Below are 23,386 nucleotides of genomic sequence, written 5' to 3'. Positions count from 1 at the left end.
CCCTTGATTATGGGCGCATATTCAGGTGATACACGGGGCCAAGTCGAAGGAACCCCGTTATGAACCTATTTGCCGATATCCGCAGCCTCGTGCTGTCCACCCTTGATACGCTGGTTGCCGACGGGTTTCTGCCCGAGGGGCTGAGCTTTGACGCCATCACCGTAGAGCCGCCGCGCGATGCGGCGCATGGGGATATGGCGACCAATGCCGCGATGGTGCTGGCGAAACCGGCCCGTATGAAACCGCGCGATATCGCCGAGAAACTGGCCGAAAAGCTGGCCGAGGATCCACGGATCACGGCGGCTGATGTGGCGGGCCCGGGGTTCTTGAACCTGCGGCTGAGTGCTGCGGTCTGGCAGGGCGTTGTCGGTGCCGTTCTGGGGCAGGGCACAGACTATGGCCGCGGCGATCTGGGGCAGGGCAAACGGGTCAACGTCGAATATGTCTCGGCCAACCCGACGGGGCCGCTGCATGTGGGGCACACCCGCGGTGCGGTCTTTGGCGATGCGCTGGCGTCCTTGCTGGATTTCGCCGGCTTCGATGTCACGCGTGAATATTACATTAACGACGGCGGCGCGCAGGTCGATGTTTTGGCGCGCTCTGTCTATCTGCGCTATCTCGAGGCGCATGGCCAAGAGGTCGCCTTTCCCGAAGGCACCTACCCCGGCGACTATCTGATCGATGTGGGGGCCGCGCTGAAAGACAAGGTGGGCGACGCCTATATCGACGCCGATGAATCCGTCTGGCTTGAAGAGGTGCGCAACTTTGCCACCGACGAGATGATGAAGCTGATCCGCGATGATCTCGCCTCTCTCGGGGTGGAGATGGATGTGTTTTATTCCGAAAAGTCGCTTTATGGCACGGGCCGGATCGAATCCGCGATTGATGACCTGAAAGCCAAAGGGCTGATCTATGAGGGCGTGCTTGAGCCGCCAAAAGGCAAGAAGCCCGAGGACTGGGAGCCGCGCGAGCAGACCCTGTTCAAATCCACCGCCCATGGCGATGACGTTGACCGTCCGGTGATGAAGTCCGACGGCGGCTGGACCTATTTCGCGCCCGATATCGCGTATCATTACGACAAGGTGCAGCGTGGCTTTGACATGCTGATCGATGTCTTTGGCGCGGATCACGGCGGCTATGTCAAACGGATGAAAGCCGCTGTCTCGGCGCTGTCCGAGGGGGCGGTGACGCTCGACATCAAGCTGACGCAGCTGGTCAAGCTGTTCAAGAACGGCAAGGAATTCAAGATGTCCAAACGGGCAGGGACATTCGTCACCCTGCGCGATGTGGTTGATCAGGTGGGCCCTGATGTGACGCGTTTTGTCATGTTGACCCGCAAGAATGACGCGATGCTGGACTTTGACTTTGCCAAGGTGCTGGAACAGTCGCGCGAGAATCCGGTGTTCTACGTGCAATATGCCCATGCGCGTGTGCATTCTGTCCTGCGCAAGGCGGCAGAGGCTGGTGTCGACACGGATATGGAAACCTTGCAGCGTGCCGACCTGAGCCAGCTTGACCACGAAGCAGAGCTGAAACTGGCGCAAAAGCTGGCCGAATGGCCCCGGATGGTAGAGACCGCTGCGCGCAGCAACGAACCGCACCGGATCGCCTTTTATCTCTACGAGCTGGCGGGCGATTTCCATGGGCTGTGGAACCGCGGCAACGACGTGCCTGAACTGCGTTTCCTGCAGGATGATGCGGCCCTGTCCCAGTCAAAAATCGCGCTGGCCCAAGCCGCGGCGATTGTAATTGCGTCAGGTCTTGGTATTCTTGGGGTCAAGCCAGCGGAAGAGATGCGATAACGCACCATTGCTGGTCAGGCAGGTTCAAAAAACAGACCCGCGCGGGTGATATCTGACGCGGGCAGTGAGGCAGAAATGGCAGATTACACGTCCTCCTCCCAGGGTGGGGGGTACTCCTTTGAACATGACGCAGGGATGGCACCGCAAGTTGCGGCCAAGCCCTTGACTAAGTTTGCAAATTTCGCGGGCGCGGCGCTTTCCATCACCTTGATCGTCGGCATCGGGGTCTGGGGCTACAAGCTGCTGGTGCGCGATGTTACCGGCATTCCGGTGGTGCGTGCGGCCCAGGGCGATATGCGCGTGCGGCCCGAAAATCCGGGCGGCCAACTGGCGGACAATCAAGGGTTGTCGGTCAATGCTGTGGCCTCTGAAGGGACGGCGAACCAATTCGCGGAACAGCTGATTTTGGCCCCGAAGCCACTGGATCTGGAAGAAGAAGACCAGCCCATTCCCGTCGCGATGGTTGCACCTGCGCAACAGGCACCAACGCAATCATCGCCTGCGGCTGACGTGGCAGAGGCGTTGAAAAACGGCGATGTGGACGATCTTGTCGCCTCTCTCACCGATGGGGTGGAACCACTGGAAGACGAAGAAGACGGCACCGCCCTGCCAGAGCCGATGAACGCAAGTGCCACGATGGATGTCGATCCGCTTGAGATGGCGGTGTCGAACGCGGTGGCCGTTGCCATGGGCGAAGAGCCGGGCGTGCGCGCATCCTTGCGTCCTCAAACGCGCCCCGGTGGCCGTGCCGTCGCAACCAAAGCGTCGTTTGAACCCGCACCGGTTGCCGCCGCCGAAGTGAAAGAGCTTTCGCCCGACAGCCTGCCCACAGGTACGCGTCTGGTGCAGCTTGGCGCATTCGATTCACCGCAGATCGCACGGGCGCAATGGGTCCGTCTGAACGCGCGTTTCGGGGCCTATATGGAAGGCAAGGACCGCATCATCCAAGAGGCCAGCAGCGGCGGGCGCACCTTCTACCGTCTGCGTGCGCATGGGTTCTCGGACATCGCGGATGCGCGACGCTTCTGTTCGGCGCTGGTTGCTGAAAACACCGACTGCATTCCCGTCGTTACACGCTGATGCGTTACGGGGCGACGATACTGGACGCGTCGGGGCTTCGGCTGACGGCGCAGGAAAAGGCGTTGTTTCGCGCCGTAAAGCCCTTTGGGTTCATTCTCTTTGCGCGCAATATCGACACGCCGGATCAGGTCCGCGCGCTGTGTGACGAGCTGCGCGAGGCGGCGGGCCACGAGGCTGTTATCACCGTGGATCAAGAAGGCGGGCGGGTGCAGCGTTTGCGCGCACCACATTGGCGCGACTGGACGGCACCGCTGGACTTCGTGCAGGCGGCAGGCCCCAACGCGGCCGAGGCAATGTATCTGCGCTTTCGACTGATCGCGGACGAGCTGCACCGCGTGGGCATCGACAGCAATTGCGCGCCGATGGTCGATGTCGCCGGGGCGCAAACCCACGCATTTCTACGCAACCGCTGTTACGGCACGACGCCCGATGCGGTGGCGGCTTTGGGCCGTGCGGCGGCTGACGGCATGCTGGCGGGGGGCGTCTTGCCCGTGGTCAAACATATGCCCGGACATGGGCGTGCCACGATGGATAGTCATTTTGACCTGCCGCAGGTTGATGCACCGCGCGCCGCGTTGGACACGCATGATTTCGCCCCGTTCAAGGTGTTGAACGACCTGCCGATGGGGATGACGGCGCATCTGGTCTATGACGCGATTGATCCGCGCCCTGCCACGCTGTCGCCCGTGATGATGCGGTTGATCCGCGAGGATATCGGCTTTGATAACCTGATCATGACGGATGACATCTCGATGAAAGCATTGACGGGCGAGGTGGATGTCATCGCCGCCGGAGCGTTGGCCGCAGGCTGTGATGTGGTGTTGTACTGCAACGCCACACTTGAGGATCGCACCCGGGTTGCCGATGCTGCCGGAGAGATGTCCGACGCTGCGCAAACACGGGCCGTGCGCGCCCTTGCCATGCGCCGGACCCCTGATGATGTTGACATTCCTGCCCTGACTGCAAAGCTCGACAGGCTTTTGGGCGGGACGGTATATGGCTGAAACGCAGTTGGAAGACGGGCAAACGAAAGTTGCTGAACGGCTCGCGGCCGAGGCGCTGATCGTGGATGTCGACGGGTTCGAGGGCCCGTTGGACCTGTTGTTGACCCTCAGCCGCACCCAGAAGGTCGACCTGCGCAAAATCTCGGTGCTGCAACTGGCACGCCAATATCTGATGTTCGTGGACAAGGCCAAGGCGCTGCGGCTTGAGCTTGCGGCGGATTATCTGGTCATGGCTGCGTGGCTCGCGTTTTTGAAATCCCGCCTGCTGCTGCCGCCTGATCCGCAGGACGATGGCCCCTCGGGCGAGGAACTGGCCGCGCATCTGGCGTTCCAGCTGGAACGTCTGCAAGCGATGCGCGACGTGGCGGCCCAGCTGATGGCCCGTGACCAGTTGGGGCGCGACTTCTTTGCCCGCGGCCAGACCCAGGAAATGCGCCAGACCCGCCGCGTGACCTATACCGCGACCTTGCTGGACCTGATGCAGGGCTACGCGCGTATCCGCACCCGTGACGATTTCCGCCCCTTTGTGATGGACCGTGACAAGGTCTTTACGATGGAGCAGGCGCTGGAACGGATGCGCGGCTTGATTGGCTTTTCTGGCGACTGGTCTGACCTGACCAGCTACATGCCCGACGGATGGGGCGAAGAACCGGCAATGCGCCGCTCGGCCACGGCATCGACGTTTGCGGCATCGCTTGAATTGGTAAAGGAAGGGCATCTGGAAATTCGCCAAGAGGGCGTGTTTGCGCCGATCCAGTTGCGCAAGAAGGATATCTGACGTGGCCGAACCCGTTGAACAAACAGAAGAAAGCCTGTTCGAGGCCCCGCCGTTGGCCGAACAGGAGCGCATGATCGAAGCGATCCTTTTCGCCACCGCAGAGCCGATGACCCTGCGCGAGATCGCGGCGCGTCTGCCGCACGGCTGTGACCCTGCCGAAGCGATGGTGCATCTGCGCAAACGCTACACCGGCCGCGGTGTCGTGCTGTGTCGCATCGGGGATGCCTACGCCATGCGCACGGCGGCGGATCTGGGGTATCTCATGCAGCACGAAACGGTCGAGACGCGCAAGCTGTCGCGCGCCGCGATCGAGACCTTGGCGATCATCGCCTACCACCAGCCCGCCACCCGCGCCGAGATCGAAGAGATCCGCGGCGTATCGGTATCGCGCGGCACGCTGGATCAGCTGCTTGAGCTGGACTGGATTCGCTTTGGCCGCCGCAAGATGACCCCCGGTCGTCCGGTGACCTTTGTCGTGACACAGGAATTTCTGGCCCACTTCGGTCTGGAAAGCCCCCGCGATCTGCCGGGGTTGAAAGAGCTTCGCTCTGCCGGATTGCTGGAAAGCCGCCCCGCCTTTGGCGAGATGCCGGGTGTCGACAGCGAAGAAGAGCCAGAAGCGACCGAGGGCCAGAGCGAGCTGTTCGAGGATTAATCCCGCAGGTGGCCTGAAAATCGCCGCAATAGGTGCTATATTGGCCTCAGACACAGTTTAACGCGCGGTAAAGAGGTCAGGACATGAACCAGATAGTTAATATGATTATGCGTCGCGTGATGGGGCGTTTGATCAACAAAGGCGTTGATATCGGCTTTGATCAGGCATCAAAGCTGGGCAAGGGGCGTCGGGCGTCGGTGGACCGTGACGGCAATCCTGTCCAACCAAGCGCCGAGGAAATGGCCCGTCGTGACAAAAGCAGCCGCGAGCAGGGCAAACAGGCGCGCAATATGGTCAAGAACATGCGCAAGTTGACGCGTTTCTAACCCGCGTGATCAGGCGCTGCGAAGCTTAGCACGGCGCGCTGAAATGCTTGCTGAGCTTGAGACCCTGACCCTGATAGTTCGACGCGATGCCCGACCCGTAAAGCTGGGTCGGTACGTCGGTCATTTTCTCATAGACCAACCGTCCGACGACCTGACCATGCTCCAGCACGAAAGGGGCCTCGTGGCAGCGCACTTCAAGTACGCCCCGTGATCCCGCACCCCCTGCGGAGGCATGGCCGAAACCGGGGTCAAAGAAGCCCGCGTAATGCACGCGGAATTCGCCCACCATCGCCAGATAAGGGGCCATTTCTGCGGCGTATTCGGGCGGGATGGTCACGGCTTCGCGGCTGACCAGGATGTAGAACGCACCGGGGTCGAGGATGATCTGACCGTTGTCGCTGTGGACCTCTTCCCAGTATTGCGCGGGGTCATAATGGCCGATCTTGTCCAGATCGATAACACCCGTATGCGGTTTGGCGCGGTAGCCGACCAGCGTGGTGTCAGGCAAGCGCAGATCAACCGAGAATCCCAGACCATCATCGATCACGGCCTCGCCGTCCACCAGCGGGCTGTCGGCGTGCAATGCACGCAGCGCGGCATCGTCAAGCGTGGCGGCACCGGTGGAAAAACGGATCTGGTTCAGCCGCATGCCCGGACGTACGAGCACCGAAAAAGAGCGCGGACAAATCTCTGCGTAAAGCGGGCCGGTATAGCCCGACGCGATGCGATCAAACTCGGTCCCGCCGTCGGTGATGGTGCGCGTGAGCAGGTCCAGCCGCCCGGTGGAGCTTTTGGCATTGGCCGCCGCAGAGGTGCCTTGGGGCAGGGCGAGGCTCTCCATCAGCGGGACAACGTAGACGCAGCCCTTTTCCAGCACCGCCCCATTCGTCAGGTCGACGCGGTGCATCTCGAACTCTTCCAGACGGTCGGCGACCTTGGCCCCATGCCCCGCTAGAAAAGACGCGCGCACGCGGTAAGCCACTGTTCCTAGACGAAGATCAAGGCTCGCAGGCTGGATCTGGGCGCTGTCGACAGGTGGTGTGCCGATGATCTGACCCGAAGCGATCATGTCGGTGATATGCTGGTTGGGAACTACGCCGATCATATCCGGGCCTTTCAAATGCAAACACCCGCACCCATTAGGGTACGGGCGTTTGTTTTATGTCGGTTGGTCGGGCTAGCAGGACTCGAACCTGCGACCTTCCGTCCCCCAGACGGACGCGCTACCAGGCTGCGCCATAGCCCGACATGAGGCGTTTCATACCTGATAAAACCGTGCGTGCAAGGGGGAATTGTCGCAAATCGCACGCGCGGCTTAGACTTTTGTGCCGCGGATCACATCGGCCCGAATGGAATCGCGCAGTTCGCCCAAACGGCTCAGCAAAGGCGCGATATCGCGGGCCGAATCCTCGGGCAGATCGCGGCACAGCAATGCAGCAGAAAGCACAGAGGGTTTGGCGGGGAAGTCTTCTTCTGCCGTCAGAGGCGGCAGATCGATGATACGCGGCTTGGGACCTGCAACAATAGGGGCTTCCGGTGCCTCGCTGATCTCTGGGGCTTCGACGTCCCGCGTTTCGGCTATGCTGTCTTCCGGCGCTGACTCTGGCGTGCTGTCGATGGTCGGCGCGGGCGCGTCCTGATCCGGAGCGCGTGTTTGCGCTGCGGCAGGGGCGTCGTCCGGTGTGTTATCGCTTGGCGGCACCGGTGCATCGGTCATCGGGTGGCGCAGGAAGCCGGGCAGGGTGGCACCGTCCTCCGCAGAGGTATCGGCGGGGGCGACGGTTGTCTCCTCCGGCTCCGCCTCTGTCGCGACGAGGGTCGGTTCGTCGGCAGGCAGGGGCGTGGTATCCTCGGCCGACACCTCGGGCTTCGAAGTGGCTTCTGCGTGTGTTTCGGGCGCTTCGACAGGGGCTGGCTTAGCCGCTTTGCTCCCGCGTTGCTCGAACGGGAGAACAACACCCTCGTGGGTCTGTTCTGCGTCCTCGTGCATCGGCGCGGGGGTCATGTCGATCGTGTCGCCACCGGCATCCGGATCATCCTGCGTGACCCCGTCAAGAGGCGCAGACAGGGCCGCGACATGGCCCATGCCTTCTTCGCGCAATACCTTCTGGACGCCTTTGATCGTCAGCCCGTCTTCATGCAGCAAGCGTTTGATACCGCCAAGCAGCAGCATATCGTTGGGGCGATAATATCGCCGCCCGCCCGCGCGTTTGATCGGTTTGACTTGCGTGAACTTGCTTTCCCAGAAACGCAGGACATGCGCCTGAATTTCAAGCCATTCTGCAACTTCGGAGATGGTTCTGAATGCGTCCGGAGACTTGGGCATTAGGTTATCGCTTGTTCCCGTCTGCAACCCGGTCCTTCATCAGATGGGACGGGCGGAATGTGAGCACGCGGCGCGGGTTAATCGGGACCTCTTCGCCGGTTTTGGGGTTCCGGCCAACGCGGGCCGACTTGTCGCGCACCGAGAAAGTGCCGAAAGATGAAATCTTGACCTGTTCGCCTTTGACCAGCGCATCGGACATATGTTCAAGCACCGCTTCGACCAGCTGTGCGCTTTCATTGCGGGAAAGACCTACTTCACGAAAGACTGCTTCGCTCAAATCCATCCGGGTCAACGTTTTGTCGGCCATATCTTCCCCCCATGTGTTTTAAGCAGCATAGGCTGTGATTTTTCCGCAAGTCAACAACTATGGGACGTAACGTGCTGTTCGCGCGAAGAAAAGCCGCTTACCAGCGCAGAACGATCGCGCCCCAGGCCAGCCCGCCGCCGATCGCCTCGGTGACCAGCAGGTCGCCTTTCTTGATCTGGCCGCGCTCTTGCCCGACGGAAAGCGCCAGCGGAATCGACGCTGCAGAGGTGTTGCCGTGGTCCTGAACCGTCACGACGACGTTATCCATCGACAGGTTCAGCTTTTTGGCAGTGCCTTGAATAATACGGATATTCGCCTGATGCGGGACGATCCAGTCGACGTCCTCTGCGCTGACGCCGGCACGGTCCATCGCTGTGTTTGCCGACGCGGCGAGCTTTTCAACCGCGTGGCGGAAGACCTGATTCCCCTGCATGCGCAGATAGCCGGTCGTGCCCGTGCTGATGCCACCGTCGACATAGAGCAAGTCTTTGTAGCGCCCGTCCGAATTCAGATCGGTGGAGAGGATACCGCGGTCGGCTGCGGTGCCGTCGCCGTCTTGCGCTTCAAGCAGGATCGCGCCCGCACCGTCACCGAACAACACGCTGGTGCTGCGGTCGGTCCAGTCCATGATTTTCGAGAACGTCTCGGAGCCGATAACCAGCACGCGGTCAGCCTGGCCCGAGACGATCAGCGCGTTGGCATTGGCCAGCGCATAGACAAAGCCCGCGCACACAGCCTGTACATCAAAGGCAAAGCCGCGCTCCATCTCAAGCTGCGCCTGCACCATCGTTGCGGCAAAGGGGAAAGTCAGATCGGGGGTAGAGGTGGCGACAATCACGGCATCCACATCGGCGGCTGTCTTGCCCGCGTCGGCCAGTGCGGCCTTGGCGGCAGCTGTGGCCATGGTCGACGTGGTTTCGCCTTCGCCAACAAAGTGACGCCGTTCAATGCCAGAGCGTGACCGGATCCATTCGTCACTGGTGTCGATCTTGCCTTCAAACTCTGCGTTTTCGACAATGCGTTCCGGAAGGTAGTGTCCGGCACCAATTACGACGGCTCTTTTTGTCATTCTTCGGTCTCTTTCGTCGGCTTTGCTGCGGCAACACGCGCAGCCAACCGATTTGTAAATTCACTTTCCGCTAATCGCGCGGCCAGTTTGATCGCCGAGGAAACCCCCGTCGCGTCAGCGGCACCGTGGGATTTAACGACCGTGCCGTTCAACCCCAAAAACACACCGCCGTTCACACGGCGCGGGTCAAACCGTTTGCTGACGCGGCGCAGCGAGGTATAGGCCAGCAGCGATGCCGCGCGGGACCAGATCGAATTCTTGAACGCTTGGCGCAGGCCATTGCCGATCAGCGTCGCGGTGCCTTCACCGGTCTTAATCGCAATATTACCTGTAAATCCATCGGTGACGATCACATCTGCGACATCACCCGAGATATCGCCGCCTTCGACGAAACCGACGAATTCAAAGCCCGCATCATCCGCGGCGTCGCGAATCAACTCGTGGGCTTCTTTCAGCTCGGTCCGGCCTTTGTGTTCTTCGGTGCCGACATTCAGCAACCCGATGCGCGGGCGTTCGATGTCCATGCCGTTGCGGGCGTAGGATTTGCCCATCAGCGCATAGCGCAGCAGGTCATCGGCATCCGCACGCACATCCGCACCCACATCCAGCAGAACGTTAAAGCCCTGAGGGTTGGTGGAGGGATAGAGCACGGCGATGGCAGGGCGGTTCACACCCGGCAGCTTTTTCAGGCGGATCATCGACAGCGCCATCAGCGCGCCGGTGTTCCCGCAGCTGACCGCGACCGAGGCTTCGTTGTCGCGCACGGATTCGATGGCGGACCACATCGATGTGTCCTTGCCATTGCGCACGACATTACTGGGCTTGTCATCCATTGTGACAACCCCTTGGGCATCCCGAATGGTGCAGCGCCCTTTCAGTTCGGGCCGCTTTGCCACCAGCGGTTCCAGCGTTTCGGCAGGGCCGTGCAGGATAAAGCTGATATCGGGATTCTTTAGCGCGGACGCAGAGCACCCGGCAACAACGATTGCCGGGCCCTGATCGCCCCCCATCGCATCAACTGAGATAAGGGTGCGCTGAGTTCTCGCGCTAGGCTGATCGGACGTGGCCGTCATCTGGTGCGATGCCTCTTATGAACTGCGGTTGACGTGACGAGCTTACGCCGCGTCTTCGTCGAGGTCGATCTCTTCGTTCAGAGAAACAACTTCGTTGTCGTCATAGTGACCGCATGCTGCGCAAACGTGGTGCGGGCGCTTCAGCTCACCACAGTTGGAGCATTCGTTCGGGTTCGCTGCAGTCAGCGAATCGTGTGCGCGGCGGTTGTTGCGACGCGATTTGGAAACTTTATTCTGTTGGACAGCCATGTCTGGTGCCTTTGCCTTCGGGGTCGTTCATCGGCTTCCTGCCAAAGACGACCGTGTTTCAGATCAACTCCCGGTTTGGGCGTGACGTGCGTTTAGGCCGAAGCCTATCCGATGTCCAACCTTAATTGGGGTGAAGGGCGCAAAATACTGCGAAAACCCGCCGAAGCAACCCTTTTTTCACCCAAACCGGCAGGGTTATTCGGTGGTATCGTCCTTAAGCTGGTTCTTGAGGCCGGCCAGCCCCGCAAAGGGGCGGGCGTCTTCGTCGGTCATCGGGGTGTCGCCGGGTTTGGTATAGACCGCTTGCCCCAGTTCGGCCCCGTCGGCGCGGGGGTATTCGGGAATCTCAAGCGCCAGCGCTTCGATCATGATGGCCGCGGGATCAATCCACGCGCCAAGCGGTTCGGTGCGATCATCCTCGGGCATCTCGATCTCGGCTTCCTCGGGTTCTTCGTAATCCTGCACGAAAAGCCGTGTGACATCGACGTCGATCCGAGTCTGGACCGGCTCCAGCGTCACCACGCAGGGCTGTACCACAGTGGCCCCCAGACGCGCCTTGAGCTCCCAATCACTGCGACCAAGCGCTTTGAGGTGCCCTTCGAATGAAAGTTTACGTAAGGCTGAAAGATCAAGTTCTTCTGCGATCATCCGCAAGCTGTCGGCGTCGGGACGCAGGGAGAAAGGGGTTTGCGCATTCTGCGACAGCTCTGCGACGCGCAATGCTGTAGGGCTTGGGGGCGTGCGAGACATGTTAGGGGTACTTTCGTTTCTTGAACCATGGGGCGTGCTTAGTGTATGCGAGATAAAAGCCATGATCCCCAAGGGCAAGAGGGCACCAAGAATGCGTATCGACCGCCATGTCAAAAAGACACTGCTGACCGCCACAGTTCTCGCTGCTGGTCTGACGCTTGGGGCCTGCTCCCCGCAATACTCCAACCACGGCTATATCCCGCCGCAAGAGGATCTTGAGAAGATTACCGTGGGCCAGGACACACGTGACACCGTGGCCGAAACCGTGGGCGTGCCCGCGTCGGCAGGGTTGCTGACCAATTCGGGGTATTACTATGTCCGGTCGCGCCGTCAGGCGATGTGGTTCATGGCCCCGCGCGAGACAGAGCGCGAAGTTGTCGCTGTCAGCTTTGACAGCAACGGGGTTGTGCAGAACGTCGAACGTTTCGGGCTGGAGCGTGGCAATGTCGTCACCCTTGACCGCCGCGTCACTAGTTCGCCGATCTCGGATAAATCCTTTATTCGGCAGCTTCTGGGCAACATTGGCCGCTTCAACCCTGCGGCGCTGGCTGGCTAGGGCAGGCCCGTGACGGTGCCACAGGGTGCTGTGATCAAGCCGCTTTTACGCGGTCCGTACCGCGCCTATTGTGCCACCACGCCTGAGGATGTCGACGCCGCGCAAGCCTTGCGCGCGCGGGCCTTCGGGCTGGTTCAGCCGCGCGATATCGACGGGTTTGATGCGCAAAAACATCATATCCTCGTACGGCATCAAGGCAGCGGTGACCTGCTGTGCTGCTACCGGATCGGGCTGATGGAGGGCGCGTCGCTGGATCAAAGCTATGCCGCGCAATTCTACGATCTGACCAAGCTTGCATATTTCCCCGGCGCGATGATGGAACTGGGGCGGTTCTGTTTGGCCCCGGGGGTCACAGACCCGGATGTCGTGCGCATGGCCTGGGCCGCGTTGGCGCAGTTTGTGGACGCCCATAGGGTCGCGTTGCTCTTTGGGTGCACCTCCTTCAAGGGTACCGATCCGGCACCCTATAGCCATGTCATGGCGCTTTTGCACAGCCGCCACCTTGCGCCACTGCACTGGCAGCCGCTGGTCAAGGCCCCCGATACGGTGGGCTTTGTGGAACGGACGTTGGATAAGCCGGCCGAGAAAGCCGCGCTACAAATGCTGCCGCCGCTGCTGCGAAGCTATCTGATGATGGGGGGCTGGGTGAGCGATCATGCGGTGATCGACCATCAGATGAACACGCTGCATGTGTTTACCGGCCTTGAAATCGCGGCGATCCCCGAGGGGCGTAAGCGCCTGCTGCGCGGTGCCGCCTAAGAGTTTCATGCCTTCGGCGAGGATTTTAGCCCATTTGGAAGAGGGGTCATTGACGCTGACGCGGCGCGGCGCTAGCTGGCTGTCATGGCACGCGCACCCCTTTTACAAGTTAACGAGATCTCGCTGACATTCGGCGGAGATCCCGTATTCGAAGATATGTCCCTTGTGGTTCAATCCGGCGACCGTCTGGCGCTGGTGGGCCGGAACGGGTCAGGTAAATCCACTTTAATGAAGGTCATGGCCGGATTGGTCGAGGCCGACAGTGGCGACGTGATCGTCGGGCCCGGCGTTTCGGTGGGCTATATGGAGCAAGACCCGGATCTGACCGGATTCGAGACTTTGGGCGACTTCGCGGCCCATGGCCTGGACCCGTCAGAGATGTACAAGGTCGAACGCGCCGGCGAAGGGTTGAAATTCGACCCCGCGCGCCCAGTCAGCACCGCATCCGGGGGGGAACGTCGCCGCGCGGCATTGGCGCGTCTGATGGCCTCCGAGCCTGAGTTGATGCTGCTGGACGAGCCGACGAACCACCTGGATATCGAAGCGATCCGCTGGCTTGAAGACGAGCTGAAAGCGACGCGGGCCGCTTTTGTGATTATCTCTCACGATAGGGCGTTCCTGCGCGAATTGACACGGGCGACGCTGTGGGTCGACCGCGGTGTTGTGCGCCGGCAGGACATCGGCTTTGGCGGGTTTGAAGCCTGGCGCGACCAGATGTGGGAAGAAGAGGATATGCAGCGCCACAAGCTGAACCGCAAGATCAAGGCGGAGGCACGGTGGGCTGTCGAAGGTATTTCGGCGCGGCGCAAGCGCAACCAGGGCCGTGTGCGCGCCCTGCAAGACCTGCGAGCCGAACGCGCCAGCCAGATCAAACGTCAGGGCACCGCCGCCATGGCGCTGGAAGCGGGTCCGAAGTCGGGCCGCAAGGTGGTCGAGGCTATGGGCATCACCAAGGCCTTTGGCGACAAGACAATTCTACGCCCCTTCGACATCACCATCCAGCGGGGGGATCGGATCGCCCTGGTCGGGCCGAATGGTGTGGGCAAGACGACGTTGCTGAATATGCTGATCGGGAAAGAACAGCCCGACGGGGGTGAAATCAAACAGGGTACCAACCTTGAGATCGCGCTGTTCGACCAGGCGCGCGCGCAGCTTGATGGCGATATGTCGCTGTGGGACAGTCTGACCGGCGATCCGGAAATGCGTGTATCGGGCAAGGCGGACCAGATTCTGGTGCGTGGGCAGCCGAAACACGTGGTTGGGTACCTGAAAGAATTCCTCTTCGACGAGGGGCAGGCCCGTGCGCCCGTGCGTTCCTTGTCGGGGGGCGAAAAGGCGCGGTTGCTGCTGGCCAAGATCATGGCGCGCTCCAGCAATCTCTTGGTGCTTGACGAACCGACCAACGATCTGGATGTCGAAACCCTTGATCTGATGCAGGAGCTGCTGTCGACCTATGATGGCACCGTGCTGCTGGTCAGCCACGACCGTGACTTCCTTGACCGTGTTGCCGCGACCACCATCGCGATGGAAGGCGATGGCAAGGCGACTGTCTATGCGGGCGGTTGGACGGATTATCTGGCGCAGCGCCAGCAAGATGATTTTGACCAAAGCGTTGTTGTCAAATCAAAGCCCGGCGCGAAATCCGAAAAGCCCAAAGCGGCGCAGCAATCAGGCTTGAGCTTTACCGAAAAGCACCGGCTTGAGGCGCTGCCCGCCGAGATTGCGCGACTGGAAGCCGAAATTGCGAAACTGGAAGAGTTGATGAGCGACCCGACGCTCTATTCCGACAATCCGGTGAAATTCCAGAAAGCGACCGATGCCTTGGTCGAGCGGAATGAAAAGCTGCAGGACGCAGAGGCCGAGTGGCTGATGCTGGAAGAAAAAGCCGAAAGCTAAAGGGGGCAGGGCGACCCGCCCCCCTCTCATACTGCGGGGGCTTAGCCCAGTTGTACCAGCGCGTGGCGTTTCTTGCCCGCGCTAAGCTTGATCGGTGTGGCCAGCGTGGCAGCATCGACCATCAGGCCTGCGTCTGTCAGCGGTTCGTCATTATAGCGGGCACCGTTTTCGGTGATCAGACGCTTTGCCTCTTTGCCCGAGCCGGCCAGACCGGATTTCACGATCAGCTGCACGATAGAGATGCCGTCGCCGATATCCGCCGCGCTGAGCGTCAGGGTGGGTAGGTCATCGCCGACGCCGCCTTTTTCAAACACTTCGCGTGCCGTGGCTTCGGCATTCTTTGCCGCTTCGGCACCGTGCAGCAGGGTCGTGACCTCGTTCGCCAGAATGATCTTGGCCGCGTTGATGTCGGAGCCTTCCAGTGCGCCCAGACGGTCGCATTCCTCGACCGGTAGTTCGGTGAAGATCTTGAGGAACTTGCCCGTGTCCGCATCGGTGGTATTACGCCAGAACTGCCAGAACTCGTAGGGCGACAACATGTCCCCGTTCAGCCAGATCGCGCCGCCCTGGGATTTGCCCATTTTGCGGCCGTCGCTGGTGGTGAGCAAGGGCGTGGTGAGGCCAAAAATCTCTTGATCCAGCACGCGGCGGGTCAGGTCGATCCCGTTGACGATATTACCCCATTGATCCGAGCCACCCATTTGCAGCAGGCAGCCATAGCGGCGGTTGAGTTCAAGGAAGTCATAGGCCTGCAGGATCATGTAGTTGAATTCGAGGAAGGACAGCGACTGTTCCCGATCAAGACGGGATTTGACGCTTTCGAACGACAGCATCCGGTTCACGCTGAAATGCCGCCCGATGTCGCGCAGGAATTCGAGGTAGTTCAGATTGTCCAGCCATTCGGCGTTGTTCAGCATGATCGCGTCACTGTCGCCGTCACCGTAGGACAGGTATTTCTCGAACACCTGCTGCATGCCGGCGATATTGGCGTCGATGGCGGCATTGTCGAGCAGGGGGCGTTCATCCGACCGGAACGACGGGTCGCCCACTTTGGTGGTGCCGCCGCCCATTAGGGTGATCGGTTTGCCGCCGCATTTCTGCAACCAGCGCAGCACCATGATATTCATCAGATGCCCCACATGAAGGGATTTCGCTGTCGCGTCATAGCCGATATAGGCAGGCACAGCCCCGTTCATCAGCGCGTCATCAAGGCCCTGATAGTCCGTACAATCGGCGAGAAAGCCTCGCTCCATCATGATGCGGATGAAATCGGATTTGGGGTGGTATGTCATGGTGCTTGCCCTCAGCTTGGGTGGTGGTGCACTCTATAGGTGCTGAGCAGACAAAGGAAAAGGCCATGAATAAGGCCCAAGGGGCAAGAACCCCGACACGGATCGCGAAAACAGGCCCGCTGCGGGCCGCAGGCGCGATGAGCGGCACCTCGCTCGACGGGGTGGACGTTGCGGTGATCGAGACGGACGGCCGCGATATTATAGGTTTCGGCAGGTCGAGCTACCGCAGTTATTCTGCGGAGGAACGCCGCACCATCGCGGCCGGTTTCGGCAAATGGTCAGGGCCAGAGGTGGCGGCGGCGACGCAGGTGGTAGAGGCAGCGCATATCGATGCCCTTGGCGCGTATACCGATGTGGATCTGATCGGCTTTCACGGGCAGACGCTGGCCCATGCGCCGCGCATGCAGGGGACGTTGCAAGTGGGCGACGGTGCCGCGCTGGCGGATCATCTGGGGCTGCCCGTCGTGTGGGATTTCCGCAGCGCCGATGTGCATCTGGGCGGAGAGGGCGCACCGCTCGCGCCGTTCTTTCACCACGCCTGCGCCCGCTATGCGGGGCTGACGGGGCCGGTGGCCTTTTTGAACCTTGGCGGGGTGGGGAACCTGACCTGGGTGGATCCGGCGATCCCCTTGCCCGAGGCGGAGGGGGCGCTGCTGGCTTTCGACACGGGGCCCGCCAATGCGCCCATCAACGATCTGATGCAGGCGCGTCTGGGGCTGCCCTTTGACGAGGGCGGCAAGACCGCGTCGCGCGGGCAGGTCGAGACCGGCGCGCTTGAGCTGTTTCTGGCCGAGCCCTATTTCGCACGGATGCCTCCCAAGTCGCTGGACCGGAACGATTTTGACGAGATGGTCGCGCTGGTGACCGAACTGTCGGACGCCGATGCCGCCGCGACGCTGACGGCCATGTGTGCCGCTGGCGTGGCCGAAGCGATGCAGCATTGTCCGCGTTTGCCCGATCGTGTGCTGGTCACCGGGGGCGGGCGGCACAACCCTGTGTTGATGAAGATGCTCAGCGTCAGTCTGGATTGTCCGGTCATGCCGATAGAAGAGATCGGGCTCGACGGTGATATGCTGGAGGCGCAGGCCTTCGGATATCTTGCCGTGCGGGTGGCGCGCGGGCTGCCGACCTCTTGCCCCGGCACCACGGGGGTGCGGGCTGCGGTCGGGGGCGGCACCGTCAGCATGCCGACAGAGGCGATCAGAGTTTAGAATAAGGCCCTTTGATGGATGTCGCGCCAGCGTATCGTCGCCCCTGTGACTTGCGCTTTTCGCTGGACAGCAGGTGTTGCGGCCTGAGTCGCCCGTTGATGTTTCGCGTTATGGTCGTGCGTATTCTTTGTTTCTCCCGAATAGGTTAGCTACGCGCTGCGGGTTTCTGGCGCGGCAAAGGGCTGTTGCCCGCTTGCACAGTGGTATTCCGTAAACAGTCTGTTTCCTTGCTTGATATCTGGGTGGTTCTACCTTGAATTGTACTACCTCAGAACGGTGGCGCAGAAAGTGGGGGCTTTGCTTGCGCCGTTCCTTTTCAAAAGGAGAATGACCATGACGAGTATGTTTCTTAAAAACGCCGCAACTTCGGTTGCAACTGTATTCATCGCCACGTCGGCCTTTGCGCTGGATGTTGGCGTCGGTGCCAGCGTTGGCGGTATTGGCGCGGGCGTAGGGGCCAGCGTCGGCCACGGGTCCGCCGCGGATGTCGGTGTTGGTGTGGGCGCAGGCAGCGTCGGCGCGGGGGCGGGTGCCTCTGTCGGTGGCGGTTCGGTTGCTGATGCGGGCGCTGGCGCCTCTGTCGGCGGCGTGGGCGCTGGTGTCGGGGCCTCGGTTGGCGGGGGTTCCGTCGCGGGCGTTGGCGTGGGTGTCGGCAGCACTGGCGGGTCCAACAGCGGTGGCGGCACGACGACCGACAGCAGCGGGACGACCAGCAGCGCGACCGCCGCGGTATCGCGCAGTGTTAGCGGCGATGTGTCCCGCGCCGCGGCCTCTGTCCCGATCACGGCGGCATTGGGCGCTACGGTCATGACCACCGACCGCGAAGTCGTCGGTATGATCGAAGACGTGCGCCCGTCGACGCAAGGCAAATTCGTGGCCACCATCCGGATGAACGTCGCCTTTGGCGCGCAGCCGCGGACGATCCAGATCAAGATGCCGATGCTGAAAAGTGACACGGATATGATCCGTGTGGGCTTTACCAAGTCGGGCCTGTTGCGTCAGATCCAAAGCTGACACTGGACGCGACACCGCAAGCACAAAAAAGCGCGCCTTGATCGGGCGCGCTTTCGTATCTTCGGGCGGGGCGAACTGCCCCCCTTGATCAACCTTTCAGGATCGAACGACCGGCGTATTCCGCTGTCACACCAAGCAATTCCTCGATGCGGATCAGCTGGTTGTATTTCGCCAACCGGTCGGACCGCGCGAGCGAGCCAGTCTTGATCTGACCGCAGTTCGTCGCAACAGCAAGATCCGCAATCGTCGCGTCCTCGGTCTCGCCCGAGCGGTGGGACATCACGTTGGTAAAGCCCGCACGATGCGCCATGTCGACCGCTTGCAGCGTCTCGGACAGGGTGCCGATCTGGTTGACCTTCACCAGCATGGAGTTGGCAGACCCCCGTTTGATGCCTTCGGCCAGACGTTCAGGGTTGGTCACGAATAGATCGTCGCCCACCAGCTGGATCTTGTCACCCAGACGGTCGGTCAGCAGTTTCCAGCCATCCCAATCGTCTTCGGACATGCCGTCTTCGATAGAGATGATGGGGTAATCGGCGCAGAGGGCCGCCAGATAATCCACATTCTCGGCGCTGGTCAGGGTTTTCCCTTCTCCAGAAAGGACATAGCTGCCGTCCTTGAAGTATTCCGTTGCCGCACAATCCAGCGCGAGGTAGATTTCCTCGCCCGGTTTGTAGCCTGCTTTTTCGATGGATTTCAGAATAAAATCAAGTGCATCGCGGGTGGAGCTGATGTTGGGTGCGAAGCCGCCTTCGTCGCCGATACCGGTGGACAGACCTGCGGCCGAAAGCTCTTTCTTCAGCGTGTGGAACACCTCGGAGCCCATGCGCACCGCGTCGCGGATATTCTCTGCCGCGACGGGCATGATCATGAATTCCTGAATGTCGATCGGGTTATCCGCGTGCTCGCCCCCGTTGATGATGTTCATCATCGGCACGGGTAGCATGCGCGCAGAGGTGCCGCCCACATAGCGGTAGAGCGGCTGCGAGCAATAATCAGCCGCGGCCTTCGCCGTCGCGAGGGAGACACCCAGAATGGCGTTGGCCCCCAGACGCGACTTGTTGTCGGTACCGTCCAGCTCGATCATCGTGCCGTCAATCTCGACCTGCTCTGTCGCGTCGATGCCGACCAGCGCATCTGCGATCTCGCCATTGACCGAGGCGCAGGCTTCCAGAACGCCCTTGCCCATATAGCGCTTTTGGTCGCCATCGCGACGCTCTACCGCCTCATAGGCACCGGTGGATGCGCCAGAGGGAACGGCCGCGCGGCCCATGGTGCCGTCTTCAAGCGTCACATCGACTTCGACCGTGGGGTTGCCCCGGCTGTCAATGATTTCGCGGGCGTGGATGTCGATGATCGTGCTCATAAGGGGCTATCCTTTTGCAGATGACAATTGCGCAGCGGTTTAGCGCGCCGGGGGGAGGATGGAAAGTGTTCAGGCCTGTTCTTTGACCTTTCGCTCACGCCATACCGTATAGATGCCCGAGGCAACAATGATGGTTGCGCCAACATAGGTCAGCAGATCGGGGCGTTCACCAAAGATCGTAATGCCCACAACCATCGCGAACAGCAGGCGCGCATAGCGGAACGGTGTGACAAAGCTGATTTCGCCGATACGCATGGCCGCGACGATGCCGTAATAGGCGACCATGCCGGTTGTCAGCGCGGCCCCCATGAACAGCCATTGCACCCCCGACATCGGCGCAAAGGCCGTGCCCGTGCCCAGCATGAAAAGCAGGCTTGCAGGGACCAGCGCCAGAAACGCAAGGAACGACAGCTGGAACGTAGAGGTCGATTTCGGCACCCGCCGCGTCGCCAGATCACGCAAGGACAGCCCCAGCACCCCGAGAACTGCCAGCAGGGACAGCGCCTGAAAGCTGTCCATCCCGGGGCGGATCACCAGCAAGACGCCCAGCATACCAACCAGAATAGCGCTCCACCGGCGCCAGCCGACGGGATCGCCCAGAAACAGCGCGGCCCCAAGGGTTACCACCAGCGGTGTCGCCTGCAAAATGGCCGAGGCAGAAGAAATCGGCGTCAGCACAATGGCCGATACAAACCCTAATGTGCCGACAATCTCGCCCAAGGCGCGCAGCAGGATCGGGCGGGTCAGCATCGCGCGATCCATCAAGGGCTCGCCCTTCATCACCACCATCGCACCATAGCAGAGCGCGCCACCGGTCCCGAGCATAAAGATAATCTGCCCGATCGGGATATCCGTCCCGATCAGCTTGATGAACATGTCCTCAATGGCAAAGCCCAACATCGACAGCACCATGATCAAAGCGCCGCGCAGATTGTCCATATCCTATTCCTTCATACAATCGTTCTAAAATTCCGTCAGTGGATGCATGTCCCTTTGTCGGGGGATGTGCAAGCCTCGCGGCGCATCCCGTGACGGGGCTGGTGGCGGAAGGGACCAACTGCTAGCACAAGCGTATGAAATGGCCGCGCCCCCCCTCTGATACGCTTACGACCGTTTTCACCGTCTGTATCGGCGCGGTGGGGGCCGGTATCGGCTGGCTGCTGAGCGCGCCGATCTACATGCTGCTGGGGCCTGCGGTGCTGGTGTCTCTGGCCGGTCTGGCGGGCGGGCGCATGGGGGTGTCGCTGCCACTGCGCAACATCTGCTTTGTCGTCATTGGCCTGTCGGTGGGGGCGGGGTTTAACCAGAATGCCGTCGATGCCATGCTGCGCTGGCCGCTGGCTTTTGTAGCGATGGCCGTGCTGGTCTGGGCGATGCTGGTGCTCAGCCGGTGGCTGCTGGCGCGGTTCTTTGGCTTTGACCGTCGTGCAGCACTGCTGGCTTCGGCCCCCGGACACCTCAGCTTTGTGCTGGCGATGGCGGCCGATGGCGGGGATAATGTGGTGCGTATCTCGACCACGCAGTCGGTGCGGCTGTTGTCGCTCACGCTGGTGGTGCCCTTTGTCGCGCTGGCGATGGGGGTTGATCTGGGCGGGTCCATCGTGCCCGACGGCCCCGTTATGGGCGGCGTGACATTGCTGGTGATGTCGGCGCTCTCCGTCGGGGCAGGGGTGCTGCTGGGGCGCATCCGGGTGCCCGCGCCGATGTTGATCGGGCCGATGCTGGTGTCTTCGCTTGCGCATGTGACAGGGCTCGCCCCCGGTGTGCTGCCCCTGTGGCTGGTAATGCCCGCCTATGTGGTGCTCGGCACCTTGATCGGCACGCGGTTCTCCGGCGTGCGGCTTGACGATCTGACCAAGGGGCTTGCCGCAGGGCTGGCTGTGACCTGCCTTGCCGTGGGGTTGGCCCTGCTGGGGGCGATCCCGGTCGCGATGGCGCTTGGCATGCCGCTGGCGCATATCCTCGTGGCCTTTGCGCCCGGTGGGTTCGAGACCATGATCGCCATGGGCAGCGTGCTGGGGATCAGCCCGGGTTTCGTCGCCGCCTGCCACATGATGCGCCTGTTCATCCTCAGCGCTGTGCTGCCCCTGATGCTGGCACGCAGCACCCCGCGCTAGGCTATCTTTCACAGCACCGTTGACTTTACCTCCCAAACAGCCCATCTGGGGCGCAAGCGATGCCTTCTGCCGCGTGAGCAGACCAGCCCTTGACCTGTCGACCAAAAATCGTCGCGTCTTTTGAGAGCTGAACAAAAGGCCGCCGATGTTCCCAAAATCACGCGTGGGGCCAAGCGCAACAGACAGGGTGTTGGCACTAGGCTGCCCCCTGCGATCTGCTTTGCGTCCCTCGCGGTTTCCCTGCATCGACAGGGCCCGCGTGATTGCTATGGCGGGAAGGGGCATTGCCCCGCATCCCGCGGAAAGACGACAAAACGATGAGCGATTTTGAAATGATGGGCCTGCCGCGCCGTCTGGTCAAAGCCTTGACCAACATGGGTATGACCGATCCGACCCCGATCCAGAAACAGGCGATCCCCCACGGGATGAATGGCCGCGACGTGATGGGGCTGGCACAGACCGGCACCGGCAAGACCGCCGCCTTCGGTATCCCGCTGGTGGCCCAGATGCTGGAACGCGAAGCCCGCCCCGAGCCGCGCACCGTGCGTGGGCTGGTGCTGGCCCCGACCCGCGAGCTGGCCAACCAGATCATGGAGAACCTCAAAGGGTTCTGCGAAGGCACCCAGCTGAAAACCATGATGATTGTCGGCGGCCAGTCGATCAACCCGCAGATCAAACGGATGGAGCGCGGCGTCGACCTGCTGGTGGCCACACCCGGGCGCTTGCTGGACCTGATGGACCGCCGCGCGGTGCTGTTGCACAAGACCACTTTCCTTGTGCTTGATGAAGCGGACCAGATGCTCGACATGGGCTTCATCCACGATCTGCGCAAGATCGCGGCGGTGCTGCCGAAAGAGCGTCAGACGATGCTCTTTTCGGCAACCATGCCGAAACTGATGAACGAGATCGCCAACAGCTACCTCAACAGCCCGATCCGCATCGAAGTCTCGCCTCCGGGCAAGGCGGCGGACAAGATCACCCAAGAGGTGCATTTCATCGCCAAGGCGGAAAAGAAATCCCTGCTGATCGAACTGCTTGGCAAACACACCGAGGAACGCGCCCTGGTGTTCGGGCGGACCAAACACGGCTGTGAAAAGCTGATGAAAGATCTGGTCAAAGCCGGTTTCAAAGCCGCCTCGATCCATGGCAACAAAAGCCAGGGTCAGCGGGACCGCGCCATTGAATCCTTCAAGAAAGGCGAGGTCACTGTGCTGGTGGCAACGGATGTCGCCGCCCGCGGTTTGGATATTCCCGACGTGAAGCACGTCTACAACTACGAGCTGCCCAATGTGCCCGACAATTATGTCCACCGTATCGGCCGGACCGCGCGCGCGGGCAAAGACGGGGCGGCGATTGCTTTCTGTGCACCGGATGAAATGGGCGAGCTGAAAGATATCCAGAAGACGATGAAAATCTCGATCCCCGTGGCCTCCGGCCGTCCGTGGGAAGCGATTGATGAGCCTGCCAAGCCAAAGGGTCGCGGCGGACGCGGTCGTGGTCGCGGTGGTCGCCCCGGTGGCGGTGGCGGTAACGGTGGCGGTGGCAATGGCGGCGGTGCGGGCAAACCCGCCGGTGCCGCGCGGCGTCGTCGCAAGCCAGCCGGGCAGCGCGCCGCATAAGCGCGCAGGTACCGACGCACGATCAAAAGGGGCACCGCCATCAGCGGTGCCCCTTTTTGTTACCTCTCTCTAAAGCGCCATGGTCCGCGCTTCCAAATGGCTCTAAATCCTCGCCCGAAGGGCGAAACCGGCACCAC

Annotated in this window: 23 protein-coding genes and 1 tRNA gene; 13 read left to right on the top strand and 11 right to left on the bottom strand. The window is 61.3% G+C overall.

Annotation, left to right across the window (positions count from 1 at the left end; all coding sequences use genetic code 11):
• The first annotated feature begins 59 nt into the window (after window positions 1–59).
• The 6 genes from argS (at window position 60) to SJY36_RS09285 (ending at window position 5,645) form a co-directional block, all read left to right on the top strand.
• Complete coding sequence (gene argS, locus SJY36_RS09310) at window positions 60–1,802, top strand: arginine--tRNA ligase (RefSeq protein WP_386174520.1); 1,743 nt, start codon at window positions 60–62, stop codon at window positions 1,800–1,802.
• 135 nt (window positions 1,803–1,937) lie between these two features.
• The gene (locus SJY36_RS09305; protein WP_005853801.1) at window positions 1,938–2,882 is read left to right on the top strand and encodes an SPOR domain-containing protein; all 945 of its coding nucleotides are present in this window, start codon (window positions 1,938–1,940) and stop codon (window positions 2,880–2,882) included.
• Window positions 2,882–3,886 (top strand): beta-N-acetylhexosaminidase, encoded by a 1,005-nt coding sequence (gene nagZ / locus SJY36_RS09300; protein ID WP_386174518.1) that lies wholly within the window; start codon window positions 2,882–2,884, stop codon window positions 3,884–3,886. The genes SJY36_RS09305 and nagZ overlap by 1 nt, the downstream gene beginning before the upstream one ends.
• Entirely contained in the window at window positions 3,879–4,664 is a 786-nt protein-coding gene (locus tag SJY36_RS09295; protein WP_005853799.1) for a ScpA family protein, read from the top strand. The genes nagZ and SJY36_RS09295 overlap by 8 nt, the downstream gene beginning before the upstream one ends.
• Before the next feature lies 1 nt (window position 4,665).
• On the top strand, window positions 4,666–5,319 hold the full coding sequence (gene scpB, locus SJY36_RS09290) for an SMC-Scp complex subunit ScpB (RefSeq protein ID WP_243250324.1): 654 nt from the start codon (window positions 4,666–4,668) through the stop codon (window positions 5,317–5,319).
• A gap of 83 nt (window positions 5,320–5,402) precedes the next feature.
• A complete protein-coding gene (locus SJY36_RS09285) occupies window positions 5,403–5,645 on the top strand; it encodes a hypothetical protein (RefSeq protein WP_386174514.1) in 243 nt (80 codons plus the stop codon).
• Window positions 5,646–5,670: 25 nt separating this feature from the next.
• Here SJY36_RS09285 and SJY36_RS09280 read toward each other — a convergent pair whose 3' ends face one another.
• The 8 genes from SJY36_RS09280 to SJY36_RS09245 all read right to left on the bottom strand — a co-directional run bounded on the left by SJY36_RS09280 (window position 5,671) and on the right by SJY36_RS09245 (window position 11,419).
• Window positions 5,671–6,750, bottom strand: coding sequence for a 2'-deoxycytidine 5'-triphosphate deaminase (locus tag SJY36_RS09280; RefSeq protein ID WP_386174512.1), 1,080 nt, complete (start codon window positions 6,748–6,750; stop codon window positions 5,671–5,673).
• Between the two features lie 64 nt (window positions 6,751–6,814).
• A tRNA-Pro gene (locus tag SJY36_RS09275) sits at window positions 6,815–6,891 on the bottom strand.
• A gap of 69 nt (window positions 6,892–6,960) precedes the next feature.
• Window positions 6,961–7,971: a MerR family transcriptional regulator gene (locus SJY36_RS09270; protein ID WP_386174509.1), complete on the bottom strand. Its 1,011-nt coding sequence runs from the start codon at window positions 7,969–7,971 to the stop codon at window positions 6,961–6,963.
• A gap of 4 nt (window positions 7,972–7,975) precedes the next feature.
• On the bottom strand, window positions 7,976–8,278 hold the full coding sequence (ihfA, locus tag SJY36_RS09265; RefSeq protein WP_005853794.1) for an integration host factor subunit alpha: 303 nt from the start codon (window positions 8,276–8,278) through the stop codon (window positions 7,976–7,978).
• A 97-nt stretch (window positions 8,279–8,375) separates the two neighbouring features.
• Window positions 8,376–9,347 carry a beta-ketoacyl-ACP synthase III gene (locus SJY36_RS09260; protein WP_386174506.1) on the bottom strand — a complete coding sequence of 324 codons (972 nt, stop codon included), beginning with the start codon at window positions 9,345–9,347 and terminating at the stop codon, window positions 8,376–8,378.
• Entirely contained in the window at window positions 9,344–10,420 is a 1,077-nt protein-coding gene (plsX, locus tag SJY36_RS09255; RefSeq protein WP_037944394.1) for a phosphate acyltransferase PlsX, read from the bottom strand. Before plsX ends, SJY36_RS09260 begins: the two co-directional genes overlap by 4 nt.
• A 42-nt stretch (window positions 10,421–10,462) precedes the next feature.
• Window positions 10,463–10,669: a 50S ribosomal protein L32 gene (rpmF, locus tag SJY36_RS09250; RefSeq protein ID WP_005853791.1), complete on the bottom strand. Its 207-nt coding sequence runs from the start codon at window positions 10,667–10,669 to the stop codon at window positions 10,463–10,465.
• A 195-nt stretch (window positions 10,670–10,864) separates the two neighbouring features.
• Window positions 10,865–11,419: a DUF177 domain-containing protein gene (locus tag SJY36_RS09245; RefSeq protein WP_039912052.1), complete on the bottom strand. Its 555-nt coding sequence runs from the start codon at window positions 11,417–11,419 to the stop codon at window positions 10,865–10,867.
• A gap of 91 nt (window positions 11,420–11,510) precedes the next feature.
• Here SJY36_RS09245 and SJY36_RS09240 point away from each other — a divergent pair, with 91 nt between their 5' ends.
• The 3 genes from SJY36_RS09240 to SJY36_RS09230 all read left to right on the top strand — a co-directional run bounded on the left by SJY36_RS09240 (window position 11,511) and on the right by SJY36_RS09230 (window position 14,630).
• Window positions 11,511–11,975 (top strand): outer membrane protein assembly factor BamE, encoded by a 465-nt coding sequence (locus SJY36_RS09240; RefSeq protein ID WP_005853789.1) that lies wholly within the window; start codon window positions 11,511–11,513, stop codon window positions 11,973–11,975.
• Between the two features lie 9 nt (window positions 11,976–11,984).
• On the top strand, window positions 11,985–12,734 hold the full coding sequence (locus tag SJY36_RS09235) for a GNAT family N-acetyltransferase (protein WP_386174501.1): 750 nt from the start codon (window positions 11,985–11,987) through the stop codon (window positions 12,732–12,734).
• Window positions 12,735–12,818: 84 nt separating this feature from the next.
• Window positions 12,819–14,630, top strand: a complete 1,812-nt coding sequence (locus SJY36_RS09230) for an ABC-F family ATP-binding cassette domain-containing protein (protein WP_074634825.1) — start codon at window positions 12,819–12,821, stop codon at window positions 14,628–14,630.
• Between the two features lie 41 nt (window positions 14,631–14,671).
• Here SJY36_RS09230 and tyrS read toward each other — a convergent pair whose 3' ends face one another.
• Window positions 14,672–15,922 (bottom strand): tyrosine--tRNA ligase, encoded by a 1,251-nt coding sequence (gene tyrS / locus SJY36_RS09225; RefSeq protein ID WP_037944389.1) that lies wholly within the window; start codon window positions 15,920–15,922, stop codon window positions 14,672–14,674.
• A gap of 65 nt (window positions 15,923–15,987) precedes the next feature.
• Between tyrS and SJY36_RS09220 the strand changes: the two genes are divergently transcribed.
• Complete coding sequence (locus SJY36_RS09220) at window positions 15,988–17,133, top strand: anhydro-N-acetylmuramic acid kinase (RefSeq protein WP_386174496.1); 1,146 nt, start codon at window positions 15,988–15,990, stop codon at window positions 17,131–17,133.
• A gap of 333 nt (window positions 17,134–17,466) precedes the next feature.
• Window positions 17,467–18,147 (top strand): hypothetical protein, encoded by a 681-nt coding sequence (locus SJY36_RS09215; RefSeq protein ID WP_005853783.1) that lies wholly within the window; start codon window positions 17,467–17,469, stop codon window positions 18,145–18,147.
• An 88-nt stretch (window positions 18,148–18,235) separates the two neighbouring features.
• Here SJY36_RS09215 and eno read toward each other — a convergent pair whose 3' ends face one another.
• Both eno and SJY36_RS09205 read right to left on the bottom strand, forming a co-directional pair.
• Window positions 18,236–19,513 carry a phosphopyruvate hydratase gene (eno, locus tag SJY36_RS09210; protein WP_386174492.1) on the bottom strand — a complete coding sequence of 426 codons (1,278 nt, stop codon included), beginning with the start codon at window positions 19,511–19,513 and terminating at the stop codon, window positions 18,236–18,238.
• 69 nt (window positions 19,514–19,582) lie between these two features.
• Window positions 19,583–20,452, bottom strand: a complete 870-nt coding sequence (locus SJY36_RS09205) for a DMT family transporter (RefSeq protein WP_037944386.1) — start codon at window positions 20,450–20,452, stop codon at window positions 19,583–19,585.
• A 134-nt stretch (window positions 20,453–20,586) separates the two neighbouring features.
• Here SJY36_RS09205 and SJY36_RS09200 point away from each other — a divergent pair, with 134 nt between their 5' ends.
• Both SJY36_RS09200 and SJY36_RS09195 read left to right on the top strand, forming a co-directional pair.
• On the top strand, window positions 20,587–21,630 hold the full coding sequence (locus SJY36_RS09200) for an AbrB family transcriptional regulator (protein WP_386174489.1): 1,044 nt from the start codon (window positions 20,587–20,589) through the stop codon (window positions 21,628–21,630).
• 317 nt (window positions 21,631–21,947) lie between these two features.
• Window positions 21,948–23,249, top strand: a complete 1,302-nt coding sequence (locus SJY36_RS09195) for a DEAD/DEAH box helicase (RefSeq protein ID WP_005853776.1) — start codon at window positions 21,948–21,950, stop codon at window positions 23,247–23,249.
• The last annotated feature ends 137 nt before the right edge of the window (window positions 23,250–23,386 follow it).

It is taken from the genome of Sulfitobacter sp. R86518, from assembly GCF_042466275.1.
In the GTDB taxonomy this organism is placed as follows: Bacteria; Pseudomonadota; Alphaproteobacteria; order Rhodobacterales; family Rhodobacteraceae; genus Sulfitobacter; species Sulfitobacter pontiacus.
Note: the sequence above shows the minus strand (reverse complement) of the source record. Positions and strands in the feature narration are given on the sequence as shown.